Raw genomic sequence first — 25,607 nt, 5'->3', positions numbered from 1 at the left:
AGTTTGTGCCCCTTAATGTTTTCGTTCTTTTGAGCGTTTCACAACGCCCTATTTTCGCATAGTATTCTAATAACAAATATGATTTTATTTTCGGCCAACGGAAAGATATTGTTGTAGGTAGCTTCAAAAGTGTTGTGAAACAGCATACTTTGTATACACTAAACCGTGATTTTTAGCTACCAAGACACGTTTTTACTACCTTTGCGCTTCAAATTTTGTATATGGCCGAAGAAGTTAGATCGCTGAATTTTATTGAGCATATTGTTGAGGAAGACCTAAGGAATGGGTATAGTCGGGAAAGCCTACGTTTTCGGTTTCCTCCTGAACCTAATGGTTATTTGCACATTGGGCATGCAAGCTCCATTTGTCTAAATTTTGGATTGGGGCAACGATATAACGCCCCGGTGAATCTTCGTTTTGATGACACCAATCCTGCCAAGGAAGAAAAGGAGTATGTGGACGCTATTAAGGACGATGTTTCTTGGTTGGGCTATGAGTGGGATACGGAATGCTACGCATCAGATTATTTTCAGCAATTGTATGACTGGGCAGTGGAGCTTATCAAACAAGGAAAGGCCTATGTAGACAGTCAATCTTCGGAAGCGATAGCAAGTCAGAAAGGGACACCCACCGAGGCTGGCACGGAAAGCCCTTTTCGTAACCGTTCGGTTGAGGAGAATTTAGAACTTTTTGAAGGCATGAAGAATGGCGAATTTTCCGAAGGAGCACACGTACTTCGGGCAAAGATAAATATGGCCTCAACCAATATGTTGATGCGGGACCCGGTTATGTACCGCATTCTTCACAGACCACACCACAGAACCAATACCGATTGGTGTATTTATCCCATGTACGACTGGACCCATGGGGAGAGCGATTACATTGAACAAGTATCGCATTCCCTTTGTACACTGGAGTTTTTGCCGCACAGGGAGCTCTACGACTGGTTTTTGGACCAATTGGTAGATTCTAAAAAACTACGCCCTAAACAGCGAGAGTTTGCACGAAGAAACCTAAGCCATACGGTCGTGAGCAAACGTAAATTACTTCAACTTGTGGAAAGTGGTGTGGTGACTGGATGGGATGACCCAAGGATGCCAACAATCTCTGGATTGCGGAGAAGGGGGTACACCCCGGAATCTATCCGAAACTTTGCGGACACCATTGGCATTGCCAAGCGTGAAAATGTGGTTGATGTATCCTTGTTGGAATTTCATGTGCGTGAACATTTGAATATGATTGCTCCCCGTGTCATGGCCGTTCTCAATCCATTGAAATTGGTGATTACCAATTATGAAAAGGGCAAAGAGGAGTGGTTGGATGCCGAGAATAATCCTGAGGATGAGTCCGCAGGAAACAGAAAGGTGCCTTTTTCAAGAGAACTTTACATAGAACAGGAAGATTTTAAGGAAGAAGCCAACCGAAAATTTTTTAGGTTGAAATTGGGTGGTGAAGTAAGATTGAAGAACGGATATATCATAAAAGCTGAAAGCTGTACCAAAGATGAAGATGGCAATGTGATTGAGGTGCAATGTACATTTGATCCCAAAAGTAAGAGTGGTTCTGGTACTGATGAAAGTTTGCGAAAGGTTAAGGGAACTTTGCATTGGGTTTCCATTCCGCATGCCGTAACGGCAGAAGTTCGTCTGTATGATCGTCTATTTAATGATGCTACTCCGGATGGGCACAAGGATAAAGACTTTATGGGTTTTATAAACCCGGATTCTTTGCAAAAGATTACCGGATATGTAGAACCAAGTTTAAAAGAGGCAAAACCAGGAGACCAATTTCAGTTTCAGCGATTGGGATATTTTAATGTTGATAAGGATTCTGTAGAGGGCCATCTTGTTTTTAACAGAACGGTAACCTTGAGGGATACTTGGGCCAAATTGGAGCAAAAGGACTAGTATTGTTTTTTCTTATTCCTCAGCAAAATACCATTTGGTTTATCTATCAAAACAAGCTTCTTTAGAAGCGATTTCTGTCGCTTTTGAAACGGGGCAATACAAATGCCTTTAAGGAATGGAGATCTTTCAGGAAAGAGCGGCTATTCAATTGTTTTGTAAAAGAGGTAGAAATTTATCTAAAAAAAAAAGGGAGCAATTTTGCTCCCTTTTTTTTAGCAAGGTAAGAAGAGTTTATTCTTCCTTCTTCTTGTTTTGTTTTTTCATGGCTTCACCAATTTGGTTGCTCGCCGTAAAGGAGGCTACCATATTGTTGAGCATGTCACTCCCAGCTTGTGGAGAATTGGGCAACAGAATAAGATTGGTGTTGGTTTCCTCACCAATGGCCTGTAGTGTGTCATAGTGTTGTGTAACCACAATCAAAGCAGAAGCTTCTTGGGAGTTAATGCCAACCTTGTTAAGAACTTCAACGGATTCTTCAAGACCTCTTGCAATTTCACGACGTTGATCAGCAATACCTTGTCCTTGGAGTCGCTTGCTTTCTGCTTCGGCCTTTGCTTTTTCAACAATAAGGATTCGGGCGGCATCTCCTTCAAATTGAGCGGCAATTTTTTCTCTCTCCGATGCATTGATGCGGTTCATGGCAGCTTTTACCTGGGCATCGGGGTCAATATCGGTCACTAGGGTCTTGATGATATCATAACCGTATTCCAACATGGCGTCCTGTAGTTCAGATTTAACTGCAATGGCAATATCATCTTTTTTCACAAAGACATCGTCCAATTTCATTTTGGGAACTTCGGCACGGACCACATCAAAAACATAGGAGGTTATCTGGTCATGGGGGTATTCCAATTTGTAAAAGGCATCATATACCTTGTCCTTGATGACTACATACTGAACTGATACCTTGAGTTTTACGAACACGTCATCCAAAGTTTTGGTCTCAACGATAACATCAAGCTGTTGAATTTTTAAGCTAAGCCTTCCTGCAATACGATCCACTAACGGAATTTTCATTTGTAGTCCAGAATTGCGAATACTTTGGAATTTACCAAACCGTTCTATGACAACGGCGGTCTGTTGCTTTACAATAAAGAAGAACTTAAATAGAACAATAAGCCCAAGAAATACAATTGGTAATAATAAGTAATTGCCCATGTTGATCGGATTTTATGTTAGAAATGGAATTTACAAAACTCTCTAACATATCAGTAGGCAACTAACAAGTTTTGTTACAGAATCTTTACTGGGATAATACAGAGAAGGCCTTTTTAATTCGCTCTATACTGTCTTCCTTGCCAATAAGTTCCATAATGTCAAATAGGTGAGGGCCTTTCATATCCCCAACAATAACCAATCGTAGTGGGGGCATTACCTTTCCAAAGGAAAGTTCTTGGTCTGTAATCCAGGCCTTGACTGTTTCTTCAATGGTGGCCGAAGAAAAGTCATTGATAGTTTCCAAAACGGAAACAACATTGCCCATGATTTGAGGCGTATCTTCCTTCCATTGTTTTTTTGTTGCCTTTTCATTGTATTCAGAGGGGGCTTCAAAAAAGTAACTTCCCAAATCCCAAAACTCAGAAACAAAACTTGCCCTTTCTTTTATCAGACCCACTACTTTTTGCACGTATGATTTGGACATTTCTAAGGTCTCTGGTCTTTTTGAAAGTTCTCGTAGAAACAAATCTGCCAGCTCTTCATCACTTTTGCGTTGTAGCCACTGCTGATTATACCAACTGTTTTTTTCTGGGTCAAAGCGGGCCCCAGATTTGTTTACCCGTTCTAGACTAAAGGTTTTTATAAGCTCTTGGAGGGTAAATATCTCTTGTTCTGTTCCTGGGTTCCACCCTAAAAGGGCCAAAAAATTCACCACGGCCTCTGGAAAGAAACCGGCTTCGCGGTAACCTTCCGATTCGTTCCATGTGAGTGGAAAAACAGGGAATCCTCCTTTTTCACCATCCCGCTTGCTCAGTTTGCCTTTTCCAACGGGTTTCATAATAAGGGGTAAATGTGCAAATTGTGGCGCTTTCCAGTCAAAAGCATCATATAATAGCGTATGGAGGGCTAATGAAGGCAACCATTCTTCACCGCGGATAACATGGGAGATTTTCATTAAATTATCATCCACAATATTCGCTAAATGATAGGTAGGCATGCCATCACTTTTAAAAAGTATCTTGTCATCTAAAACATTGGTGTCTATTCTTATTTCACCACGAATAATGTCCTTTAGAATAAGTTCTTTGTCCTGAGGAGATTTAAAACGGATAACGTAATCTTCGCCAGAATTTAATTTTGCTTTTACCTCTTCTTGCGAAAGCGACAGGGAGTTTGACAATTTTGTACGATTATGCCAATTGTAAATAAAAGTCTTTCCTTTTGCTTCGTGGTCTTTTCTATGGAAATCTAGATTTTCTTGCGTGTCAAATGCATAGTAGGCATTTCCACTTTCAATTAGCTGTAGGGCATATGACTTATAAATATCTTTGCGCTCGCTTTGTCTGTAGGGACCACATGCTCCTTCTTTGTCCGGGCCTTCGTCAAAGGGGATGCCAGACCAATTAAGAGCCTCCACTATATAAGCTTCGGCACCATCTACATACCTATTTTGGTCGGTATCTTCTATCCGCAGGAGAAAGTCTCCGCCATGTTTTTTGGCAAATAAATAATTGAATAGAGCAGTACGAAGACCTCCAATATGTAATGGCCCGGTTGGGCTAGGGGCAAATCTTACCCTCACTTTTTCGCTCATAGTATACAGCTTAAGGCACAAAGATACATAGCATATTAAGATTTGAAAAGGGATATTAGCATGCCTTTATATGGATTTAAACTGCCTGATATGATAAGCTTTAACAAAAATTTTCAGTTGGTTTAGCTAGTATCGGGTATCTTGGTAATAAAATTGTTCGTCTTGAGTAGCTATTCATACATATTGGATAAGCTTAATGGTTTCTCCAAAAAGTTTTACATCAAACAGCTTATTAAGGGTAGTTTTCTTTTTTTAACCTTTGGTTTGCTGTTTTGGATAGCGATTACTTTTTTGGAGCAGCTATTATGGATGAATCAGAGTTGGCGCTTAACGCTATTTCTTATTTTCTTGTTGGTAGAATTCTTTCTGCTGTATAAGTTTATTGCCATACCACTTTTTTTTCTTTTTAGATTAAGAAAGGGAATGAATAACAAAGAGGCTTCACGCTTAATTGGAAAGCATTTTCATGAGGTTGATGATAAATTGTTGAACCTATTGGAATTATCCGAGAACCCTGGTAAGTCTGATTTGCTATTGGCAAGTATTGAACAGCGTGCAAAGCGGTTGGGACCTGTTCCTTTTGCGGAGGCCATTAATTTTAGGGAAAGTTATACCTATGCCAGGTATATTTTCATTCCTCTAGGGCTTCTTGGCTTTATCTGGGTGTCTGGAAACATAGTATCTTTTTTCAATTCCAATGAGAGGGTCATGAACTATGATCTGGCCTACGAGCGCCCTGCGCCGTTTAAGTTCAAAGTGCTTAATGAATCGTTGGTAGTGTTGGATAAGGAACCATTGGTGATTAAGGTTACTACAGAGGGAAGTGTAAAGCCGGAGAACATCTTTATGGTTGTGAATGGGGAACAAATGATGCTAAGGGATGAAGGTGAATTCTATAGCTATACGTTTGATGCACCCGTTATGGAATCTACCTTTTTTTTGACAGCAAACGGATGGAACTCCCGAAGCTATAATATAGTTAGTCACAGGACACCTACCTTGACGGATTTTGCAATGGTTTTAGATTTCCCTAATTATTTAAAGCGAACATCAGAAGAGGTCACAGGAACTGGTAATGCATTGGTCCCAGAAGGCACTAGAGTGTCATGGAAGATTACTGGAAATTATGTTGATAGCATTGCGATGAATGCTCAAGATTCTACGTACCTATTTTCCAAGGATGGAGAATTTTTTACGTATCAACATCGATTATATAAAGATTATCAGTATGAGTTAAGTACATCAAATTTATTTGTTTCTGATTTTGAACGACTGAATTACCGAATAGATGTTCTAAAGGATGAAAAGCCCACCATAGGAGTAGAACAAGTTTTGGATACATTAAACCCTAACCAGTCTTTTTATAGTGGACAAGCTGCAGATGACTATGGGATTGCCAAGATACAGTTGGTTTGTTTTCCTGCTGCTGATGTTCAAGCAGAACAAAGAATTGTTTTGGAATCTCCAAAATCTAGCGTACACCAATTTTATTACACCTTTCCTTCAGGGCTTCAGTTGCAGGCTGGGGTAAATTACAAGTTATTTTTTGAAGTAGTTGATAATGACGGTATTAGGGATGGTAAGATTAGTAGGAGTCAGGTGTTCAACGCTACACTTTTCAATGATAAAGAGCTGAAAAACAAGAAGTTAGAACTTCAAAGCAACACGATTAATAAGTTAGACAACTCCATTAAGTCGTATAAGGAGCAACAAGAAGAGTTGTCTAAATTGAACGATGCACAAAAGGAGGAAAGGGGTCTCACCTTTGAAGACCGTAATCAGATTAAGGATTATTTGGAAAGGCAACAACGACAAGAACAGTTAATGGAAAAATTTAGTCGTGAGCTGAACAAGAGTATCGATAAAAGTGCCCAGGATAGTGAACGGCAAAAGATGCTTAAGGAAAGGCTGGAAAGGCAGGAAATTGAGGCCAGAAAGAATGAGAGACTTTTAGAGGAACTCAAAAAAATTGCGGAACAGATTGAAAAGGAAGAGCTACAAAAGCGATTGGAAGAATTGGGTAAAAATCAAAGTAAGAACGCAAGAAACCTAGAGCAAATCCTAGAGTTAACAAAGCGATATTATGTCACTGAGAAAATGTCCCAGCTCGCGAGCGATTTAGAGGAATTGGCCAAAAGGCAGGAAGAGTTGAGTGATAAAGGTAAGGACAATCAATCTCTGGAAGATCAGAAGAAGGTTAACGATGAGTTTAAGGAGTTGTCAAAACAATTGGATGAACTAAGGAAGGACAATGATGATTTGGCCAAACCCATGCCGTTGGACGTTTCCAAGAAGGAACAAGAAGAAGTAAAAGAGGACCAAGAGGACGCTCTTGAAGAGTTGGAGCAGATGAAGAATACTGATGAACAAGGAAAGAGCGAGCAAAATGCATCAAAGAAACAGAAGTCTGCCGCCCAAAAAATGGAAGAGATGAGTAATGCAATGCAGCAAGCCGCATCATCTGGGGGGTCATCGGATTCTGAAGATGCAGAAATGTTAAGGCAAATTCTGGACAATTTGGTGACATTTTCTTTTAAGCAAGAAAATTTGTTTGATAAGGTAGAAAATAGTGATGTAGATATTTCCCAGTTCTCTAAAACTGTGCGTGATCAAAAGGAGCTTAGAAGGTTGTTTGAGCATGTGGATGATAGTTTGTTTGCACTCTCTTTGCGGAGAACTGAACTTTCAGAATTTGTGAACGAGCAGATTACGGAAGTGTATTATAACATTGATAAGTCATTGGAGAGCATAGCTGAAAATCAAATTTATCAGGGAGCTTCTTATCAACAGTACGTAATCAATGCCACTAATTCCTTGGCTGATTTTTTGGCCAATATCTTGGATAACATGCAGCAAAATATGAAACCTGGTCAAGGGAGTGGGCAAGGCTCAGATTTTCAATTACCGGATATTATTCAGGGGCAACAGAGCATACAGGACAAAATGCAGGGCAAGGGAAACAGTAGTAAGCCATCACAACAAGAAGGGCAAGGAGAAGAAGGATCCGAAAAGGGAAATTCACCAGGAGACAAGAATCAAGGTAACACTAGTAATGGTGATGGAGAAGAAAACAAGCAAGGAGGACAGGGTTTAGGGGATGATGAGCTAGGGTTGGATGAGGTTTATGAAATATACAAAGAACAACAATTTTTAAGACAAAAATTAGAGGAGCAACTTAACGATATGTTGAATAAGGGTGACCAGAATCTAGCAAAAAAGCTTATCCAACAGATGGAAGATTTTGAGAACGATTTGTTGGAGAATGGCATTACCGAACGTACTAGGAGTAAATCCAACAGGATTCAGCACGAGCTAATGAAGTTGGAAAATGCTACACTTATTCAAGGGGAGAAGAAGGAGCGTGAAAGCACTGCGAACAAGAATGATTTCTCTAACCCCATAACTACCAGACCAGACCTTCTTAAAGATTATCAAAACGACATCGAAATATTAAACAGGCAAGCACTACCTTTGCGACAAAATTACGATAAGAAGGTAAAGGTGTATTTTAAAAATGATTGAGTTTCATTTTAAGTCTGAGTTTCAATTAGAAAATATAGCGCAGCATTCCGATTGGGTTAGTAGAATAATTAATTCGGAAAATTTTGTTGTGGGCCAGGTTGATTATATTTTTTGTTCAGACGACGACCTTTTGAAGATAAATGTAGAGTATTTAAATCACGACACCTTAACGGACATTATCACTTTTGATTATTCAGATGGGACTACTATTTCAGGGGATGTTTTTATCTCCACGGATAGGGTCATGGATAATGCTATTGCTTTTAATGTTGATTTTAGCGAAGAGCTTTTAAGGGTAATGAGCCATGGCGTTTTACACCTTATGGGATACGGGGATAAGTCGGAAAAAGAGGCCTCGCTGATGAGGAAGAAAGAAGAAGAAAAAATAAAAATGTTCCACGTGGAACAATAGAATATGTTTGAGAGTGAATATGATGTTATAGTAGTTGGAGGGGGCCATGCTGGTGCAGAAGCAACGGCTGCCGCTGCAAACATGGGGTCAAAGACTCTTTTGGTCACCATGAACCTTCAAACTATAGGGCAAATGTCCTGCAATCCTGCTATGGGCGGCATAGCCAAGGGGCAAATTGTCCGGGAGATTGATGCGCTCGGCGGGTACAGCGGGATTATTACCGACAAGTCCGCTATTCAGTTTAAAATGCTAAACAAATCCAAGGGTCCAGCTATGTGGAGTCCAAGGGCACAGAATGACCGTATGCGTTTTGCAGAGGAGTGGAGGCTTGCCTTGGAAAGCACACCCAATGCTGATTTTTACCAAGAGATGGTTTCTGGATTGGTAATTGAAAATGGCAAGGTGGTCGGTGTTAGGACGTCGCTTGGAATAGACATCAAGGCCAAGGCAGTTGTGCTGACAAATGGCACTTTTTTAAATGGACTTATCCACATTGGAGAGAAACAGTTTGGCGGGGGAAGAGCTGGTGAAAAAGCGGCTACAGGTATTACGGAGCAGCTAGTAGGTTTAGGGTTCGATAGCGGTCGCATGAAGACCGGAACACCCCCAAGAGTAGATGGCCGATCTTTGGATTATTCAAAAATGATTCCTCAACCTGGAGATGTAAATCCGGAAAAATTCTCCTATTTAGACACACCCGTACTTAAGGAACAACGGGATTGTTACATGACTCATACTAGTGCTGTTGTTCACGAGTTGTTGCGTGAAGGTTTTGATCGCTCACCTATGTTCAATGGACGAATTAAAAGTTTAGGCCCTAGATACTGTCCCTCTATTGAGGATAAAATCAACAGGTTTTCAGAGAAGGACGCACATCAAATTTTTGTTGAGCCTGAAGGTTGGGATACGGTTGAAATTTACGTCAATGGGTTTTCTACTTCCTTGCCAGAGGATGTTCAATATAAAGCGCTTAAATCTGTAAAAGGATTTGAAAAGGTTAAATTCTTTAGGCCAGGATACGCTATAGAGTATGATTATTTTCCACCCACACAGTTAAAGCATACACTAGAAACTAAGCTAGTTGAGAACTTGTATTTTGCAGGTCAAATTAATGGGACCACTGGATATGAAGAAGCTGCTTCCCAAGGTTTGATGGCTGGGATAAATGCCCATTTAAAGATCAATGAGAAAGAGCCTTTTATATTAAAAAGGGATGAGGCGTATATTGGAGTTTTGGTAGATGATTTAATCACAAAAGGAACAGAGGAGCCTTATAGAATGTTTACCTCTAGGGCTGAATACAGGACACTGCTTCGTCAAGATAATGCCGATCTTAGGCTTACACCCAAAGGTTTTTCCATTGGGTTGGCCAAGGAAGAGCGTTTGCGCAGAATGGAAAGTAAGCAAGAAAAATCGAGGGAATTTATAGGGTTCTTTAAAAAGACAAGCTTTGACCCTGATGAAATAAATCCTATTTTGGAATCTTTGGATTCTGCCACCGTAAAACAGTCTGATAAGCTTTTTAAGGTTTTTTCCAGGCCAAAGGTAACTATGGACCACATGCTTCAGTTGGAATCTGTTTCGGCTTTTGTAACAGAGAATGAATTGAGTTCTGAAGTCCTTGAGCAAGCAGAAATCGAGGTCAAATATTCAGGATATATTGAAAAGGAAAAAAGCAATGCGGATAAATTGCATCGATTGGAGAATGTAAGAATTCCAGATAATTTTGATTATTCAAAGCTGAAGTCATTGTCCTTTGAAGCTCGCGAGAAACTACAGGCGATTCAACCTGTAACCATATCTCAGGCTTCAAGAATTAGCGGGGTATCTCCATCAGACATAAGTGTCCTACTGGTATTTTTGGGACGATAAAAGTTTTGTTCCACGTGGAACAAATACCTTTTTAGGTTTCTCCATTTAGGTATGTTTTCAAACACATAAAAGTTTCTTGTAAAGGCATGAAGTTATTTTTAAAGACTAAGGATTTTTCTGTTTCAGGAGAATCTTTTGAATTGTTAAAAGATGAGGATTTGGACATGCTAATCACTACGCCCCAACCAAATGACTTGGCACTCTACTACGATAGCGAGAACTATATTTCACATACAGATGCGAAAACATCTTTTACAGACAGATTATATCAGACCATAAAGAAAAGAAACCTCAAAAATAAGGCTCAAATAATTGATAATCAGAAAGTTGAATTTAAAAACTTGCTCGATATTGGGGCAGGAACAGGAGATTTTTTGGTTTCGGCCAAATCTAATGGTTTTTCAGTGTACGGGGTAGAGCCCAATGAGAGGGCTCGGACGAATGCTGCTTCCAAAGGAATAGAACTGCACAAGGATTTGGGTGAGTTAAATGGGATGCAGTTTGATGTAATTACCTTATGGCATGTGCTGGAGCATTTACCCAATCTAGACCAGCAAATAGAACAAATAGTTTCACTACTTAAAGAAGATGGATTTTTGTTTGTGGCTGTTCCTAATTTTAAATCGATGGATGCCAAATATTACAAAAACTTTTGGGCGGGCTATGATGTGCCAAGACATTTATGGCATTTTTCGAGAACCGCCATATCGAAACTTTTTGAAAAGCACCATATGAAAGTTGTTCGAACAAGGCCCATGCTGTTCGATGCATTTTATGTATCCATGCTCTCGGAAAAATATAAAGGAAACCCATTGTATTTGATGAGTGCTTTTTTTGTGGGATTGTGGTCTAACTTCAGTGCCTGGTTCACCAAAGAGCATTCCTCCATCATTTATGGACTAAAAAGAGCAGAATAAGCCTTTAGGGCGCGATTCCTGCATCCATTCTGTTTGATGTGGATGAATGCCTTCAGAAGAAACGAAAAGCGATTTAGAGCTTGTTTATGGGGGCTTGATTCAATAGTCATTAACAATGATTTCTATTCGCACGAATAGATATTTCTTATAGTGATGAATATCACGACTTTACTTCACAAAAAGATAATGACGAGCATTCCAAAAGCTTTTCTATTTTTGCGCATCATTAAAAAGTGAAACATGAAAAAAATTATAATACTAGCCGTAGTTTTGACAACAATGGCATGCCAACAAAACAAGATTGGTTATGTAGACAGTGTGAAGCTCATGGACGGATATCAAGAAAAAATTGATGTTGAAGCGAGATTCAAGACGAAAGCTGATGCCATGACCAAAAAACGCGACAGCATTTCCCAATCCTTCCAAATGGAATTACAGGCTTTCCAGACAAAGGCACAAAGCATGTCTCAAAAAAATGCCCAAGAAGAATATGGCCAATTACAACAACGCGGTCAGTTTGTTGGACAGCAATTACAACAAGAGGAACAACAACTTCAACAGATCAGCCAAGCAGAAATGGATACTTTGGTGAAGAAGGTAAAAAAAGAAATCAAGGATTATGGAAAGGCCAACGGCTATACCTATATTTTAGGAGGTGGTGACGGCGGAGCGGTGCTCTATGGAGAAGACACAAAGGACCTTACAGAAACCATCTTGAAGATTTTAAATGATAAGTACGAAAAATAGGAACTTGTCCAAAAGAATTTCAGAAGGCCCAATTTATTGGGCCTTATTTATTTTTCTTTTATGACAATTATCCCTTTCATGTTGTCTAAGGATAATTGTTTGTTATATCTGCTAGAATTTCCAAGACATTTGTGAAACACCAGTACTCAAACGTTTTCGTTGTAAATCCAGTTACGTTTTTTAATAGCTTTAGTGAAGACTAGAACAATCAAATTACAAATCACTAAAAACAAGAAAATTGAAAAAACGAACAAAGATGAACCCGAGAAGCAGAAACCAGTCCAAGCCTATTTTTAGGAATACTTTATTGGCCTGCATTTTTGTCGCTGCTCAGTTTGCATCGGCACAAAGCCCAAAAAAACCAGTTATTATTGGATACGTAGGAGGGTATAATGGTAATGTTGTTGAAACTTCTACCATTGAAGCCAAGCGGCTATCACACATCAACTATGCTTTTGTTGACATTAAGGATGGGCGAGCATGGCTTCACAACGAGAAAACCGACACCATCAATTTTAGAAAGTTAAATGAACTTAAAAAAGACAACCCAGATCTAAAGATTATGATTTCTGTGGGAGGCTGGACCTGGAGCAAGCATTTCTCCGATGCCACACTTACAGAAGCATCCACCAGCACCTTTGCCCAAAGCGCAGTGGATATTGTGTCCGAACACAACTTGGATGGGGTGGACATTGATTGGGAGTATCCAGGAATGGTTGGGGACAACAACACCTATAGGCCAGAGGACGGTGAAAATTACACCAACCTTTTCAGACACCTTAAGGAAAAATTAAATGCCTTAGGCCAAAAAACGGGAAAAACCTATTTGGTAACCACGGCCATAGGGGGATCTAGGGAGTTTTTGCAGCATACACAGATGGAAGAGGCACAAAAATACTTGGACTACATCAATGTCATGAGCTATGACTTTGACAATACGTACGACAATATGGCCGCACACCACGCCAATTTGCTGTCTCCTAAAAACAGACCTTATATCTATTCGGCTGATGTTTGCATAGAAAATCTGAAAAAAGTTGGGGTTCCACCGTCAAAAATAGTTATGGGCATAGCATTCTATGGCAAAGGAAAAACGGTAAAGAGTACGGATAACAATGGATTATATCAAATCCCGGAAAATCCGCGGCGAGGGGGTGGCTACACATATCTAAAAGATAGCTTGATCAATAAAAAGGGATTTGTTCGATATTGGGATGAAGAGTCCAAGGCTCCATATATCTTTAATGCCGAAGAGAGGATTTTCATCACATACGACGATGAAGAATCCGTAAAGGCCAAATGTGATTACATTAAAGAACACAACTTGGCAGGCGCTATGTTTTGGGAATATTTTGGGGACAAAAAACTAAACTTGCTCAAGGTCTTGAACAAAGAGTTCGGATATTGACCGAACTGTAGTATTATAATTGAGGGCTTCCTTAAAAGGAAGCCTTTGTTTTTGTAGAGGTTATCTGGCAAAACCTAGTGGCAATACTGGGCTAGTCCTATTTTAAGTCTAGAAGTTCCAGTGTCACCAAATAGGCACAGTGATCGGACGCCACGGTATCCTGTATGACCTTTGTTTCAAGTATCTTCCATCTATTTTTAGGAAGGAACATTACATAGTCGATTTTTTTGGTAGGATGGTCAGAAGGATATGTTGGCGCAATATTGTTTTTGTCATAACTAGCGTTCCAAACTTCTTCAAGTATGGAAATAGGAATGCTTCCCGGGACATCGTTTAAATCCCCGGCCAAAATGGTGGGATAACGGTTTTGGGAAAAGGTGGTGTTCACATGTTTAGTCTGGGCAATACGATCGGTTACATCTTTTAAATGGTCCAAATGTGTGCCAACAAAAGCAATGGTGTCACCAGAAGGAAGCATTGTAACCACTTCTAGAGCCGCTCTGGGTTCATTTTGTGGGCTATGCGGCAAAGCTACATTTCGGGTATTTATAAAACTGTACTTGGATAAAATTCCTTCTCCATATTCCCCATCATCATATGACATGGCCTTTCCAAAGAGAGGAACCAATTTGGTGCGCCAACCCAGTTCGGTCACCAAATCATATTTTTTGGCCCTATTGGTCATAAAGTCCACTTCTTGAAGAGCAACAAAATCGGGTTTGGCATCTTGAATGACTTTAGCCAGGACATCTAGGTTAAAATCTCCTTTAGTTGTGGCACCATGCAGAATATTAAAAGTAAGCACACGTACTACAGGGTTATTTGCCGCATTGGTTTGACCAGTCATTGTTGAACAAATCAATAGGGCAATCAAGCAAAGTAATTTTCTTAACTTCATTTAAATAAGGTTGGATTACATAAAAATTATTGGAGCAAGTACACTAAAAACACGGTAGGAATCAAATACACTACAATGGTTTTTGCGCCTTCGTAATCTTTGGCCATTCGCTGTCCAAAAAGTAAGAGCAACAATGTAATGGCAGATACCACAGCACTGTAAAAAGCAATTGAACTTTCACCTTCAAAAAGAAACTGAAAAATGGCAACTGCAGCCAAAATGCCGGAAACCATCTCCAAAAAAAGAACAGTGCCCAATAGAAATGGAACAATGCCCTTAAAAGCTGTTTTGGCAAAATGGCCATTAAGCCAACTTAGGTTTCCCCTCCAATCAACAATCTTATCTAAACCACTTTGTAAGAAGGTAATGGTCAGAAAAATGAGTAAAAGAATTTCGGTGGTGTATGCAGTAAAATTTTCCATGGTCAGGTTAATTTAGGCGGCTTTTGCATGCAAAAGCCGGGTTAGTTTTATGGATAGGTCGGTAAAGATCAACTTGGAATTTCCATTACGTTCCACGTGAAAAATCGCCTTTTCCAGTTCCTCCACAATATCCAAAATATTGTTTTCGTGGACAAAGGGCGCAAAGCGCTTCAGGTCAAAGTCCTCCATATGGATTTTGGTATACACAAGTTCATGGGCATTATAGTTGAGCAACAAGGCTTGGCGCATAAGAGACAAGCAATAGTTCAGGAACTGTTTTTGTACTTCCCTCCCTGTTTTGGCCACTTCATCGCTCCACAAGATGAGTTCCTGGATGGCAGCTTTATTACCCCTTGCTTTAAAGGCGCTTCTCACCCATTGTACAAACCAACGCTCAAAAACGAGGTCCTCGGAATCTTTGTTCAACAGATCTAGAGCCTTGTTGAAATTGCCATGGGCCTCTTGAGCTATGGCATGTGCTTCGGGCTGACTTACGCCACGGTTGGTGAGCTCGTCCAAAATATTTTGTTCCGCCAACGGAGGGAAATGCAAAATCTGACACCGGGATCTAATGGTATTAATGATTTGTTCTTCCTCTTCGGCTAACAAGAGCAAAACCGTTTTTTCTGGGGGCTCTTCTATGAGTTTAAGCAGTTTGTTGGCGGCGGAAATGTTCATTTTTTCAGCCATCCAAACCATTAAGACTTTGTACCCTCCCTCATACGATTTCAATGAAAGCTTTTTGACCATATCCTGGGCTTCGTCCACACCAATTTGCCCCTGCTTCTTCTCAATGCCAATATGTCTGTACCAATCAAAAAGATTGCCATAGGGCTGTTCTTTTACAAATTGCCTCCATTCTTGCAGATAATGGTCACTTACCGCATGTGATTTCACCTTGTCCGAACTGGCTACGGGAAATGCAAAATGGAGGTCAGGGTGGGATAAAGAGGCACATTTGGTGTTGCAAACAGCATCGCCACCTTCATTTTCACCTCCAGTGTTTTTACAGAGCAGATATTGGGCATAGGCCAATGCCATGGGAAGTACCCCAGAACCTTCCGGGCCAACAAATAGTTGAGCGTGGGCCACCCTACCAGAATCGGCAGTGGTCACCAAATGGTTTTTAAGGTGCTCCAGGCCCAGGACATTTTTAAACAGCATGCTCCAAAGATAAGGTTTTTAGGGGCTTGGTCTTTTCACGTTTTTTTGGATTAGCAACCAAAAAATAACAATACGGACCAAGGCAAAAGGCAGGAAATCTTTACTTTTGGACTTCTCATAAAGACACACTACATGAAGACGATAGACGATTACAATTTTGACGGAAAGAAAGCATTGATCAGGGTTGATTTCAATGTGCCTTTGGATGGCGACTTTAACGTAACGGACACCAGTAGGATAGAGGCAGCAAAGCCTACCATCCTTAAGGTTTTGGAAGATGGGGGTTCTGCCATTTTAATGAGCCATTTGGGACGGCCAAAAGGAAAAGTAAACCCGGACATGTCCCTTTCCCATATTTGTGAAACGGTATCGGAGATTATAGGTGTCCAAGTAAAGTTTGCCGGGAACTGTGTGGGGAAAGTGGCGGATGATGCCGTAGCCGAGCTAAAAAGCGGGGAGGTTCTTTTGTTGGAAAACCTTCGGTTCCATGCAGAGGAAGAAGTAGGTGACACGTCTTTTGCCGAAGCCTTGGCCAAGCATGGGGACGTTTATATAAACGATGCCTTCGGAACAGCCCACCGAGCACACGCATCCACCACCATAGTGGCGCAATTCTTCCCAGGCAGCAAGTGTTTTGGATATTTATTGGCCAAAGAAATAAAGGCCATTGAAAAAGTGATGCAGACCGGTGAAAAACCGGTAACCGCCATCTTGGGTGGGGCAAAAGTATCGTCCAAGATCACCATCATTGAAAATATATTGGACAAGGTGGACAACCTTATTATTGGCGGTGGAATGACCTATACGTTTGTCAAGGCAAAAGGAGGCAGCGTAGGCGATTCTATTTGTGAGGACGACAAAATGGATTTGGCCTTGGATATTTTAAAACAAGCAGAGGCCAAAGGGGTCAAAGTACATATCCCAGTGGATGTTTTGGCTGCGGATGCTTTTGACAACAACGCCAACACCCAGTTTGTGGACGTGGATAAAATCCCTGATGGATGGCAAGGTCTGGATGCTGGGCCAAAGACTTTGGAAAACTTTAAGGAGGTAATCTTAAACTCAAAGACCATACTTTGGAACGGACCTGTTGGTGTGTTTGAAATGGAGACTTTTGCCGAAGGAACTATCGCTATTGGAAACTTCATAGACGAGGCCACACAAAAAGGGGCCTTTTCCCTAGTTGGGGGTGGAGACTCCGTTGCCGCAGTGAAACAATTCGGTTTTGAGGACAAAGTGAGCTACGTATCCACAGGAGGAGGCGCCATGTTGGAGAGCCTTGAAGGGCGTACCCTACCAGGAATTGCTGCAATATTGGACTAGTCCATACGTTATGGATTAATGGGACTAATCCCAAATAATTGTGTTTTGGTCTGAAAAACTTTAGTATTTCAGAAAAAAACGCCATTTTCGTTGGTCCCTACAACTCAAATCCTGTCCAAATGAACCAAATTTTGAAAACAGCGGTATACGCTGCGCTGATTTTTGCAGCGCCATTGGGATATGCCCAACAAGTTGATTCCATCCCAACCTCTACCTTGGATACTACCAAGTTGAAAACAGGGGAACTCCAGAACATTTCGATTTCGGAAAAGAAACTCGATGGGAATTTGGTGGCGTTGGAAGTCGGTTCCAAGGAAAAAATCCAATTGCAGGATTTGGAGGCAGCTCGCAGGTACGACAGCTTATGGCTGAAAGAACTTCACGGAAGCGCACAGTTGTTCAGCGATATGCTTTTGGAAGTTGAAAATGGACCGGGAAGCGATTCCATCGTTGTTGTGGATCTGCCCACGGACACTTTGAAGGCCCGTTTGGCATTGATGAATGAAAAAACGCCTTTCAATATTTCGTACAACCCTTCTTTGGAAAGTGTGATTAAATCCTTTTTGACACGTAGAAGGGATTTGATGCAGCGCATGATTACCGCAAGTCAATTCTATTTTCCATTGTTCGAACAGGAATTGGACAACCATGACATCCCCTTGGAAATCAAATACCTTGCCATTATAGAATCCGCCTTGAACCCAAGGGCTAGATCTAGGGTAGGCGCCAAAGGATTGTGGCAGTTTATGTATGGAACCGGAAAAATGTATGGGTTGGATGTAAGCAGTTATGTGGATGAGCGCCACGATCCCATTATGGCAACCAAGGCTGCGAGTAAATACCTTTCCAAGCTCTATGATATTTTTGATGATTGGGATTTGGCCCTTGCGGCGTATAACTCTGGCCCAGGGAATGTGAACAAAGCCATTCGCCGATCGGGTGGATATGAGAACTATTGGAACATACGTCCATTCCTTCCACGTGAAACAGCGGGATATCTACCTGCATTTTTGGCGACCATGTATATTTTTGAGTATGCCGAAGAACATGGATTACAATACAAAAAAGCGGACAGACCCTATTTTGAAACGGATACCATCCATGTAAAGAACTTGATTTCCTTTGATCAAATTTCAAAGTTGGTGGACATCAGTACCGAAGAATTGGAAATGCTTAACCCCGCGTACAAACTTAATATCATACCCAAGGTTAAGGGGAAAAACTATGCACTACGTTTACCAAAATCCAAGATAGGAAAGTTTGTTGCCAACGAAGAACAGATTTATGCCTATGTGAAACAAGAAATGGAATCCCAAGAGAAACCATTGCCCCAAATGATTACGGCCAACGACCAAATTCGTTACAAGGTAAAAAGTGGGGATTATTTGGGTAAGATTGCTGAGCGATATGGTGTAGGGGTAAGCCAGATCAAGTCATGGAACGGGTTACGGAGCAATAACCTGCGTGTGGGTCAACGGCTGACAATTTTCCCAAGAAAACCGTATATCCCAACCAAAACGGCAACAGCCAAAACGAATACTTCAAAGCAATCTTCCGGAAGTGTGGCTAGCAACTCAAAGGTACATACGGTACAACCCGGGGATTCCCTCTGGACCATATCAAGAAAATATCCTGGAGTTTCTGTTGAAAATTTACGAGAATGGAACGGTCTTAGTAGCAATAACCTAAAACCGGGCACAAAACTTAAATTGTGCGATTGTTCTTCGTAAATTTAGCTTGATATGAAAAAATTCGGAACACTGTACTGCGCCATACTTCTTTTGGTGCTATGGTCTTGTAAAGACTCTGGATCAAAACAAAAATTTCTTCCTCCGTCAACAGGAGGCATCAATTCGTTAATGGTAGTGATGGACACCGAACTGTGGCAGAGCGGTGTTGGGGACAAGATAAGGGAGCATTTTGCCGCCCAAGTTTTGGGAGTCCCCCAAAGAGAGCCAATCTTTACCATAACGCAGTTACCGCCAAGGGTGTTCAAAGGAGCAACCACCTACTCCAGATCTATTCTCATTGTGGAGCAAGATACCACCTCTTTGGCACATATAAAATCAAACGTGTATGCCACCCCCCAAAAAATTGCTGTGGTTACAGGAAGGAGCCATGAAGAATTAGTGCAAAATTTGGATTCATTGGCTCCAAAAGCCGTTTCTACATTTAAACAATTGGAAATAGAAGAGGCCCAAAGACGATTTAAACGCTCTCTGAGCAAGGATAAAGCGCTGCAAGAAGAATTTGGCCTAAGCCTTGAAGTGCCCTCTTTGTATAAAGTAGGAAAGCGTGAAAAAAACTTCGTGTGGATGGATATCCAAATCCCAAAAGGTACAATGAATGTTATAGCTTATGAAATGCCTTGGAACAGCTTTTCCAATGATTCCACTTTTGTGGAAGATATCGTAAAGATGCGCGATTCCATTGGGGAAAAATATGTTCCTGGACCGTATGAGAATACATTCATGATGACGGAAAAAGCGTTCGCTCCCTATGTATTTCCTGCGGAAATAGGAGGAAAAAAAGGTGTTGAGGTACGGGGGATATGGGAAATTAACGGATACCCAATGGCCGGTCCTTTTTTAACGTATATCATCAACGATGAAGAGAACAAAAGAAAAATGGTATTGGAAGGCTTTACATTTGCCCCCTCGGCAGAAAAACGGGATTATATGTTTGAACTGGAAGCTATTTTAAAAACGGTCAACTTCAATCCAGCTCCGTAGAAGACCTATAACTTTTTAAAACAGGAAGGCCCGAACCAATGGTTCGGGCCTTCCTGTTTTTTGTATGTTTTTCAAGAGAGTTCTCAATCGAAAGCAAAGCCAGTGGCTATTCTGTATACAAACGCATATAGAACAATAAAGAACATCACAAAACTGAACCATGCGAATATTCTAAAGTACTTTTCTATAAGGAAGTGTCCTAGGTTTCGAAAAGCTTCCAAGTAAATTTCTTTAACGAGTAATAGTTTTTTCATAAGTAAGATTTAAAGATTTAAGACTTAGCAAAGATTTGGATTTCCAAACACCGTTAAAAAACTAAAGGATGAAATACCTAAAAAGAAAGATTAAAGTGGAGTGCGACCCTTCTGAATCCACAAAACACCTGCATTCATCGGTGAATGACTTTGTAGGGAGGTGTTGTTTGGCGAGAGAAATAGTCGATGTACGGCATTTACCAAATAAAAAAGCCCCGATATTATCGGGGCGCTATGTTTTATTGACGAACTATAATGAATTCTGAACGACGGTTTTGTTGATGTCTTTCCCTGGAGCACGGCACTCCATCGGAACAGTTGTTCAGCAACCGTTCTTCTCCGTAGCCTATGGCACTTTCAATTCTGGAAGGATCAATGCCTTGGGATATAATGTAATCCCGTGTAGATTGTGCTCGTTTGTCCGAGAGGTATTTGTTATAGGAACTACTACCTATGGCATCGGTGTGCGCCTCAATTTTAATGACCATGCTTTTGTACTCGTTCAATACGGCCACAAGCTTGTCAAGTTCTTTGGCGGCTCTTGGCCGAATGGAATATTGATCAAAATTAAAATGAATGGCATCTGGTTCCAACACAACAATACTCTTTTCCTCATCAATGATCTCCTTAAGTTGTTTTAGGGATTGGGATACTTCAATACGTTCATTTTTCTTGGTCGCGGCTTTTGTTGTATCCTCAAAATATCCTTTTCTGGATGTTTTGATCGTGTATTCGGTATTTGTGTTCAGGTCTTTAAAATTATAGTTTCCATCCGCATTGGTCATCGTTTCGGCAACAAGTCCCCCTTCATTGTTCAATAAGGCCACTGAAGCCTCGGAAATTGCTTTGTCGGTTAAGGCATCCTTCACCGTGCCCACAATGGTATTTTTATTTAGCACATAAGCGAATGAGTAAATATCGTCGTCACCCTTGCCTCCCTTTCGGTTTGAAGCAAAATATCCTTTTTCACCAGTAGCATCAATGATATAAGAAAAATCATCTCTATTGCTGTTCACAGGTTGACCAAGGTTGTAGGCAGGACTAAATAAATTATCGACAAAATCGGACTTGTAAATATCCAATCCACCAAATCCCATGGCCCTGTCAGATGAAAAATATAGGGTTCCTTCCGTCACATAAGGAAACATTTCCTTTCCTTGGGTGTTAATTCCCCTCCCGAGATTTGTAGGCTGAGAGAAAGTGTTATTTTCCAAAATATCCGCAACATAGATATCCGTTTGCCCATAACCTCCCGGACGATCGGAAACAAAGTAGATTTTCTTTCCATCGGAACTTATGGCAGGGTGTCCTGTGGAATAATTTTCACTGTTGAAAGAAACCTCTCGACCCTCGGTCCATTCGCCATTTATGAGTTTGGACACATAAATTTTTAGATGATTGATGCCGTTTTTCCCGCGTTTTAGTTTTTTTCCGTAATTGTTTCTGGTGTAGTACACGGTTTTTTGATCGGGAGAAAAAGCAATGGACGCTTCGTGATATTTTGTATTGATGGTCTTTGAAAATTTCTTCGGACCCATAAAATCAGTTCCTTCAGAATTTCCTTTAGCAACATAAAGGTCTAGAAAGGGTTGGTTGTTCCAACGATACCTTCTTGTAGTAAGGAACGAGGTGTCTCTTGCCGAAGCAAATACCACATCAGCGTCTTTGTGGAACATTGGGGCAAAATCTGAATATTTTGAGTTGATAGACAGGTTTTTGATTTCGACTGAAGCGGCACCTTTCCATGTATTTGGAACTGTTTTTTCCAGTTCGTTCAGGGGCTCTTCCCTTTTTTGTCGGAACAACTTAGTGAGTTTGGCAGCTCTTCTATATTTTCCCAATCCCTTTAAACTATGGGTATATTTAAAGAAACGGTCCTCGGTAATTTCATCAGGATACCGTTCATATAATTCATTGTACCACGTATAGGATTTTTCTAGATTTCCGCTGTAATAATGGGAGTCACCCGCTCGTGAAAGTAGTTTATAAGTATGTTCTTCCTCACTCTTTTCAAGTACTATGTCGTATAAGCGAGCTGCTTCGGCATACCACATTTTTTCAAAGTACTCGTCGCCTTTTTTTATGAGTTTGGCCGTAGTGCCCTTTTTTCGGATAAACTTGGCCAATTGCTTTCGGTCAAGGTTCTCCAAATGGTTTATCCCGTTGGTTTTATCAGGGGAACTCCAGTCGTCCCCATTTTCGAATGTAGAGACACTATCCCCATCAAATTGCAAAAGAGATATCTCTTGGGATTTTACCCCAAGGGTAATTATAAAAAGAAAAGGTAAAATCAGTTTTTTCATTGCACTCTGTCTGCGCAGCTAATCAATTATTTGATTAACTGGAGGCTAAGCAAAGAGAGCTTAACGTCGTTTTCAAACGCTAAAATAGGATAAGGAAAAAGTTGGGCTAACTTTTTGTTGTGAAAGATGGAATTTATGGCATGTACACGACAAAAATGTGGTTCTTTATCGAAAACCCCCAGTAAACATGAGGGTTTGCACGGCCAAAAAACATAGAGAATGGGAGGGGATTACTTTGTCTCGTTACCACCTTCTAATTTTTCCTCCTCTTTGGATGCATCTTTGAATTCTTTGATGCCGCTGCCCAAGCCCCTCATTAATTCGGGTATCTTTTTGCCTCCAAAAAGCAAAAGAACCACGACTACAATAAGTACAATTTGCCATGGACCGAGCATACCAAGTAAAATAGTTTGAGCAATCATAATGTCAAAACCTTTAAAAGTGAAAGGTAAAATTACTAAAAAGAACTGTAAGCGCCATCGTATTAACGAAAATTAGCAAAAGAGGACACTATTGTTAAAGAGTTGCGGCCCCAGTATTTTAAAAAGCTTAACATCAATATTAAAATCTAAGATTATCTTTGTTGATCATGGCAAAGGACAAGAAGAAAAGAAAAGAGATCAAACGAAAGCTGCTGCACAAGTATCGCTTAGTGATTCTCAATGAGAGTACTTTCGAGGAAAAGATTTCGTTCAAGCTCAGTAGGTTGAACGTTTTTGTGACCGGGATGCTTTTCATCATCGTTCTGATAGGCTTTACCACTTTACTTATTGCATTTACCCCTCTTCGGGAGTATATACCCGGATATTCCTCTACTAGATTGAAACGCCAGGCGACGGAACTTACTTATAAAACAGACTCCTTGGTGAACGTGCTAAATTATACCAATGGGTATTTGGACAATGTTAGAAAGGTGCTCCGCGGGGATATTGAAAACAACGAAGCCAATCGGGATTCCCTTTTTGAGCAGTACAAACTTGACCCCTCTACCGTGGATTTAACACCCATACGACAAGATTTATTGTTAAGGGAAGAAGTAGAATTAGAGGACAAGTACAATCTTTTTGAGCGGAATATAGAAAACGTTGGAACGTTACTCTTTTCACCATTAAGCGGAACCCTATCCCAAAGGTTTGACCCTAAGACAAAACACTATGCCGTGGATGTTGTTGCACCAAAGGATTCCCCTGTTAAATCTATTGCGGATGGTACGGTACTCTTTGCAGAATGGACTTCAGAAACCGGTTATGTGATCATTATTGAACACCAAGACGGCCTAACCTCGGTATACAAACACAATGGGTCATTGAGCAAATCGCAAGGCGATTTGGTTAAAGTTGGAGAGGTAATCGCATCTATTGGAAATACGGGAGAGTTGACTACCGGGCCACATTTGCACTTTGAACTTTGGAGAAAGGGAAAACCGGTAGATCCCTTAAACTATATCGACTTTGATTAAATGTCCTTAAAAGCCTTCGCCGCCAAAATTTTCGCTAAAAATGTTGCCCGAAAAACGGCTAAATGGGTTAAACACCCTGTTGAAACCCAGAAAAGGGTATTCAAACAATTGATTTCCGAAGCCACACAGACCCAATTTGGAAAAGATCATGATTTTGGACATATAGAATCACACAAGGACTTTGTAGATAAAGTTCCTGTAAGGGATTATGAAGAACTGAAGGGGTATGTCCAAGAAATTTTAGCAGGCCAAGAAAGTATTTTATGGCCCGGAAAGCCCATTTATTTTGCGAAGACCTCTGGAACCACTTCGGGGGCAAAATACATCCCCATTACCAAAGGGTCTATAAAACATCAAGTAGAAGCCTCCCGAAATGCCATTTTAAGCTATATCCACGAAACGGGGAATGCAGATTTTGTGGACGGAAAAATGATTTTTCTCCAAGGAAGCCCTGTTTTAGAGGAAAAGAATGGTATCAAACTGGGTAGGCTCTCGGGAATTTCTGCCCATTATGTGCCCAATTATCTTCAGAAGAACCGATTGCCCAGTTGGGAAACCAATTGTATGGAAGATTGGGAAGCCAAGGTAGATAGAATTGTAGAGGAGACGGAGAAGGAGAACATGAGCGTTATTGCTGGAATCCCATCTTGGGTACAGATGTATTTTGAAAAGTTGAACGCAAAGACGGGGAAAAAAGTCGGGGACTTGTTCAAGGAATTTCAATTGTTCATTTATGGCGGGGTAAACTATGAACCTTACAGAGCCAAATTTGAAAACTTGATTGGTAGAAAAGTAGACAGTATTGAATTGTTCCCGGCCAGTGAGGGCTTTTTTGCGTACCAAGACTCACAAAAAGAAAAAGGCATGTTATTGCTTTTGGATTCCGGGATTTTCTATGAGTTTATTAAAGCCGATGAGTTTTTCTCAGATAACCCCAAGCGATTGACCATAGCCGATGTTGAGCTGGATGTGGATTATGCCATGGTCATTTCCACCAATGCTGGATTATGGGCGTACAATCTAGGGGATACCGCTCGGTTTGTTTCTAAAAACCCGTATAGGATTATTGTTTCCGGACGTATAAAACACTTTATTTCGGCTTTTGGCGAGCACGTTATTGCAAAGGAGGTTGAAGAAGCATTACGGTTGGCCGTTGAACAGACCGACGCTCTGGTCAATGAGTTTACCGTGGCACCACAAACAGACCCAGAAAAGGGGGAGCTACCCTATCATGAGTGGTTCATAGAGTTTGAAAAAGAACCTTCGGACAGGACAAAATTCTCCGCAATAATTGAAGAAAGCATGAAAGTGCAAAACAGTTATTACTACGACCTTATTGCCGGGAATATTCTTCAACCACTAAAAATTAGCCCAATTCAACAAGGAGGTTTTCAAGAGTACATGAAGACCTTGGGTAAATTGGGAGGCCAAAACAAAATACAGCGACTCTCCAACGATAGAAAAGTGGCCAATGGGTTGGAACCCTTCAAAATATAGATTTTGGGAATCATGTAA

General features: G+C 40.8%; 20 protein-coding genes. 12 read left to right on the top strand and 8 right to left on the bottom strand.

Features of this window, described 5'->3' with window-relative positions; translation table 11 throughout:
• The first annotated feature begins 221 nt into the window (after window positions 1-221).
• A complete protein-coding gene (locus ACP14V_RS00155) occupies window positions 222-1,907 on the top strand; it encodes a glutamine--tRNA ligase/YqeY domain fusion protein (protein WP_272609086.1) in 1,686 nt (561 codons plus the stop codon).
• Between the two features lie 231 nt (window positions 1,908-2,138).
• On the opposite strand, the gene ACP14V_RS00150 is transcribed toward ACP14V_RS00155, so the two are convergent.
• Both ACP14V_RS00150 and gltX read right to left on the bottom strand, forming a co-directional pair.
• Complete coding sequence (locus tag ACP14V_RS00150) at window positions 2,139-3,065, bottom strand: SPFH domain-containing protein (RefSeq protein WP_129653882.1); 927 nt, start codon at window positions 3,063-3,065, stop codon at window positions 2,139-2,141.
• A gap of 85 nt (window positions 3,066-3,150) precedes the next feature.
• Window positions 3,151-4,659, bottom strand: coding sequence for a glutamate--tRNA ligase (gene gltX, locus ACP14V_RS00145; RefSeq protein ID WP_272609085.1), 1,509 nt, complete (start codon window positions 4,657-4,659; stop codon window positions 3,151-3,153).
• A gap of 423 nt (window positions 4,660-5,082) precedes the next feature.
• On the opposite strand from gltX, the gene ACP14V_RS00140 reads away from it, so the two are divergent.
• The 6 genes from ACP14V_RS00140 to ACP14V_RS00115 all read left to right on the top strand — a co-directional run bounded on the left by ACP14V_RS00140 (window position 5,083) and on the right by ACP14V_RS00115 (window position 13,537).
• Window positions 5,083-8,181, top strand: a complete 3,099-nt coding sequence (locus tag ACP14V_RS00140) for a DUF4175 family protein (RefSeq protein WP_272609084.1) — start codon at window positions 5,083-5,085, stop codon at window positions 8,179-8,181.
• Complete coding sequence (gene ybeY / locus ACP14V_RS00135) at window positions 8,174-8,593, top strand: rRNA maturation RNase YbeY (protein WP_272609083.1); 420 nt, start codon at window positions 8,174-8,176, stop codon at window positions 8,591-8,593. The genes ACP14V_RS00140 and ybeY overlap by 8 nt, the downstream gene beginning before the upstream one ends.
• Window positions 8,594-8,596: 3 nt before the next feature.
• Window positions 8,597-10,465: a tRNA uridine-5-carboxymethylaminomethyl(34) synthesis enzyme MnmG gene (mnmG, locus tag ACP14V_RS00130; protein WP_272609082.1), complete on the top strand. Its 1,869-nt coding sequence runs from the start codon at window positions 8,597-8,599 to the stop codon at window positions 10,463-10,465.
• A gap of 86 nt (window positions 10,466-10,551) precedes the next feature.
• Window positions 10,552-11,382, top strand: a complete 831-nt coding sequence (locus ACP14V_RS00125) for a class I SAM-dependent methyltransferase (RefSeq protein ID WP_272609081.1) — start codon at window positions 10,552-10,554, stop codon at window positions 11,380-11,382.
• Between the two features lie 240 nt (window positions 11,383-11,622).
• A complete protein-coding gene (locus tag ACP14V_RS00120; protein WP_272609080.1) occupies window positions 11,623-12,129 on the top strand; it encodes an OmpH family outer membrane protein in 507 nt (168 codons plus the stop codon).
• Between the two features lie 256 nt (window positions 12,130-12,385).
• Entirely contained in the window at window positions 12,386-13,537 is a 1,152-nt protein-coding gene (locus ACP14V_RS00115) for a glycoside hydrolase family 18 protein (RefSeq protein ID WP_272609079.1), read from the top strand.
• A gap of 97 nt (window positions 13,538-13,634) precedes the next feature.
• Here ACP14V_RS00115 and ACP14V_RS00110 read toward each other — a convergent pair whose 3' ends face one another.
• The 3 genes from ACP14V_RS00110 to ACP14V_RS00100 are packed head-to-tail and all read right to left on the bottom strand — an operon-like array spanning window position 13,635 to window position 16,021.
• Window positions 13,635-14,435: an endonuclease/exonuclease/phosphatase family protein gene (locus ACP14V_RS00110; protein WP_272609078.1), complete on the bottom strand. Its 801-nt coding sequence runs from the start codon at window positions 14,433-14,435 to the stop codon at window positions 13,635-13,637.
• A 26-nt stretch (window positions 14,436-14,461) separates the two neighbouring features.
• A complete protein-coding gene (locus tag ACP14V_RS00105; RefSeq protein ID WP_272609077.1) occupies window positions 14,462-14,857 on the bottom strand; it encodes a DoxX family protein in 396 nt (131 codons plus the stop codon).
• Window positions 14,858-14,869: 12 nt separating this feature from the next.
• Window positions 14,870-16,021 (bottom strand): ATP-binding protein, encoded by a 1,152-nt coding sequence (locus ACP14V_RS00100; RefSeq protein WP_272609076.1) that lies wholly within the window; start codon window positions 16,019-16,021, stop codon window positions 14,870-14,872.
• 132 nt (window positions 16,022-16,153) lie between these two features.
• Here ACP14V_RS00100 and ACP14V_RS00095 point away from each other — a divergent pair, with 132 nt between their 5' ends.
• From ACP14V_RS00095 to ACP14V_RS00085, 3 genes are all read left to right on the top strand, one after another.
• Window positions 16,154-17,344, top strand: a complete 1,191-nt coding sequence (locus ACP14V_RS00095; protein WP_272609075.1) for a phosphoglycerate kinase — start codon at window positions 16,154-16,156, stop codon at window positions 17,342-17,344.
• Between the two features lie 119 nt (window positions 17,345-17,463).
• Window positions 17,464-19,074 carry a lytic transglycosylase domain-containing protein gene (locus tag ACP14V_RS00090; RefSeq protein WP_272609074.1) on the top strand — a complete coding sequence of 537 codons (1,611 nt, stop codon included), beginning with the start codon at window positions 17,464-17,466 and terminating at the stop codon, window positions 19,072-19,074.
• 12 nt (window positions 19,075-19,086) lie between these two features.
• The gene (locus ACP14V_RS00085; RefSeq protein ID WP_272609073.1) at window positions 19,087-20,076 is read left to right on the top strand and encodes a DUF4837 family protein; all 990 of its coding nucleotides are present in this window, start codon (window positions 19,087-19,089) and stop codon (window positions 20,074-20,076) included.
• An 83-nt stretch (window positions 20,077-20,159) separates the two neighbouring features.
• Here ACP14V_RS00085 and ACP14V_RS00080 read toward each other — a convergent pair whose 3' ends face one another.
• The 3 genes from ACP14V_RS00080 to tatA all read right to left on the bottom strand — a co-directional run bounded on the left by ACP14V_RS00080 (window position 20,160) and on the right by tatA (window position 23,055).
• A complete protein-coding gene (locus ACP14V_RS00080; RefSeq protein ID WP_201741816.1) occupies window positions 20,160-20,330 on the bottom strand; it encodes a DUF6747 family protein in 171 nt (56 codons plus the stop codon).
• 239 nt (window positions 20,331-20,569) lie between these two features.
• Window positions 20,570-22,633: an OmpA family protein gene (locus ACP14V_RS00075; RefSeq protein WP_272609072.1), complete on the bottom strand. Its 2,064-nt coding sequence runs from the start codon at window positions 22,631-22,633 to the stop codon at window positions 20,570-20,572.
• Window positions 22,634-22,863: 230 nt separating this feature from the next.
• The gene (gene tatA / locus ACP14V_RS00070; protein WP_136565028.1) at window positions 22,864-23,055 is read right to left on the bottom strand and encodes a twin-arginine translocase TatA/TatE family subunit; all 192 of its coding nucleotides are present in this window, start codon (window positions 23,053-23,055) and stop codon (window positions 22,864-22,866) included.
• A 167-nt stretch (window positions 23,056-23,222) separates the two neighbouring features.
• Here tatA and ACP14V_RS00065 point away from each other — a divergent pair, with 167 nt between their 5' ends.
• A complete protein-coding gene (locus ACP14V_RS00065; RefSeq protein WP_136565027.1) occupies window positions 23,223-24,092 on the top strand; it encodes a M23 family metallopeptidase in 870 nt (289 codons plus the stop codon).
• Window positions 24,093-25,589, top strand: coding sequence for a GH3 auxin-responsive promoter family protein (locus ACP14V_RS00060; protein ID WP_272609071.1), 1,497 nt, complete (start codon window positions 24,093-24,095; stop codon window positions 25,587-25,589).
• Window positions 25,590-25,607 lie beyond the last annotated feature (18 nt).

Source organism: Flagellimonas alvinocaridis, from assembly GCF_965248585.1.
GTDB lineage: Bacteria > Bacteroidota > Bacteroidia > Flavobacteriales > Flavobacteriaceae > Flagellimonas > Flagellimonas alvinocaridis.
Note: the sequence above shows the minus strand (reverse complement) of the source record. Positions and strands in the feature narration are given on the sequence as shown.

Bases quoted from the DNA above. Each gene is read 5' to 3' on its own strand.
- ACP14V_RS00155 (WP_272609086.1), top strand. From the start codon at position 222: ATGGCCGAAGAAGTTAGATCGCTGAATTTTATTGAGCATATTGTTGAG.
- ACP14V_RS00150 (WP_129653882.1), bottom strand. From the start codon at position 3,065: ATGGGCAATTACTTATTATTACCAATTGTATTTCTTGGGCTTATTGTT.
- gltX (WP_272609085.1), bottom strand. From the start codon at position 4,659: ATGAGCGAAAAAGTGAGGGTAAGATTTGCCCCTAGCCCAACCGGGCCA.
- ACP14V_RS00140 (WP_272609084.1), top strand. From the start codon at position 5,083: ATGAATAACAAAGAGGCTTCACGCTTAATTGGAAAGCATTTTCATGAG.
- ybeY (WP_272609083.1), top strand. From the start codon at position 8,174: ATGATTGAGTTTCATTTTAAGTCTGAGTTTCAATTAGAAAATATAGCG.
- mnmG (WP_272609082.1), top strand. From the start codon at position 8,597: ATGTTTGAGAGTGAATATGATGTTATAGTAGTTGGAGGGGGCCATGCT.
- ACP14V_RS00125 (WP_272609081.1), top strand. From the start codon at position 10,552: ATGAAGTTATTTTTAAAGACTAAGGATTTTTCTGTTTCAGGAGAATCT.
- ACP14V_RS00120 (WP_272609080.1), top strand. From the start codon at position 11,623: ATGAAAAAAATTATAATACTAGCCGTAGTTTTGACAACAATGGCATGC.
- ACP14V_RS00115 (WP_272609079.1), top strand. From the start codon at position 12,386: ATGAACCCGAGAAGCAGAAACCAGTCCAAGCCTATTTTTAGGAATACT.
- ACP14V_RS00110 (WP_272609078.1), bottom strand. From the start codon at position 14,435: ATGAAGTTAAGAAAATTACTTTGCTTGATTGCCCTATTGATTTGTTCA.
- ACP14V_RS00105 (WP_272609077.1), bottom strand. From the start codon at position 14,857: ATGGAAAATTTTACTGCATACACCACCGAAATTCTTTTACTCATTTTT.
- ACP14V_RS00100 (WP_272609076.1), bottom strand. From the start codon at position 16,021: ATGCTGTTTAAAAATGTCCTGGGCCTGGAGCACCTTAAAAACCATTTG.
- ACP14V_RS00095 (WP_272609075.1), top strand. From the start codon at position 16,154: ATGAAGACGATAGACGATTACAATTTTGACGGAAAGAAAGCATTGATC.
- ACP14V_RS00090 (WP_272609074.1), top strand. From the start codon at position 17,464: ATGAACCAAATTTTGAAAACAGCGGTATACGCTGCGCTGATTTTTGCA.
- ACP14V_RS00085 (WP_272609073.1), top strand. From the start codon at position 19,087: ATGAAAAAATTCGGAACACTGTACTGCGCCATACTTCTTTTGGTGCTA.
- ACP14V_RS00080 (WP_201741816.1), bottom strand. From the start codon at position 20,330: ATGAAAAAACTATTACTCGTTAAAGAAATTTACTTGGAAGCTTTTCGA.
- ACP14V_RS00075 (WP_272609072.1), bottom strand. From the start codon at position 22,633: ATGAAAAAACTGATTTTACCTTTTCTTTTTATAATTACCCTTGGGGTA.
- tatA (WP_136565028.1), bottom strand. From the start codon at position 23,055: ATGATTGCTCAAACTATTTTACTTGGTATGCTCGGTCCATGGCAAATT.
- ACP14V_RS00065 (WP_136565027.1), top strand. From the start codon at position 23,223: ATGGCAAAGGACAAGAAGAAAAGAAAAGAGATCAAACGAAAGCTGCTG.
- ACP14V_RS00060 (WP_272609071.1), top strand. From the start codon at position 24,093: ATGTCCTTAAAAGCCTTCGCCGCCAAAATTTTCGCTAAAAATGTTGCC.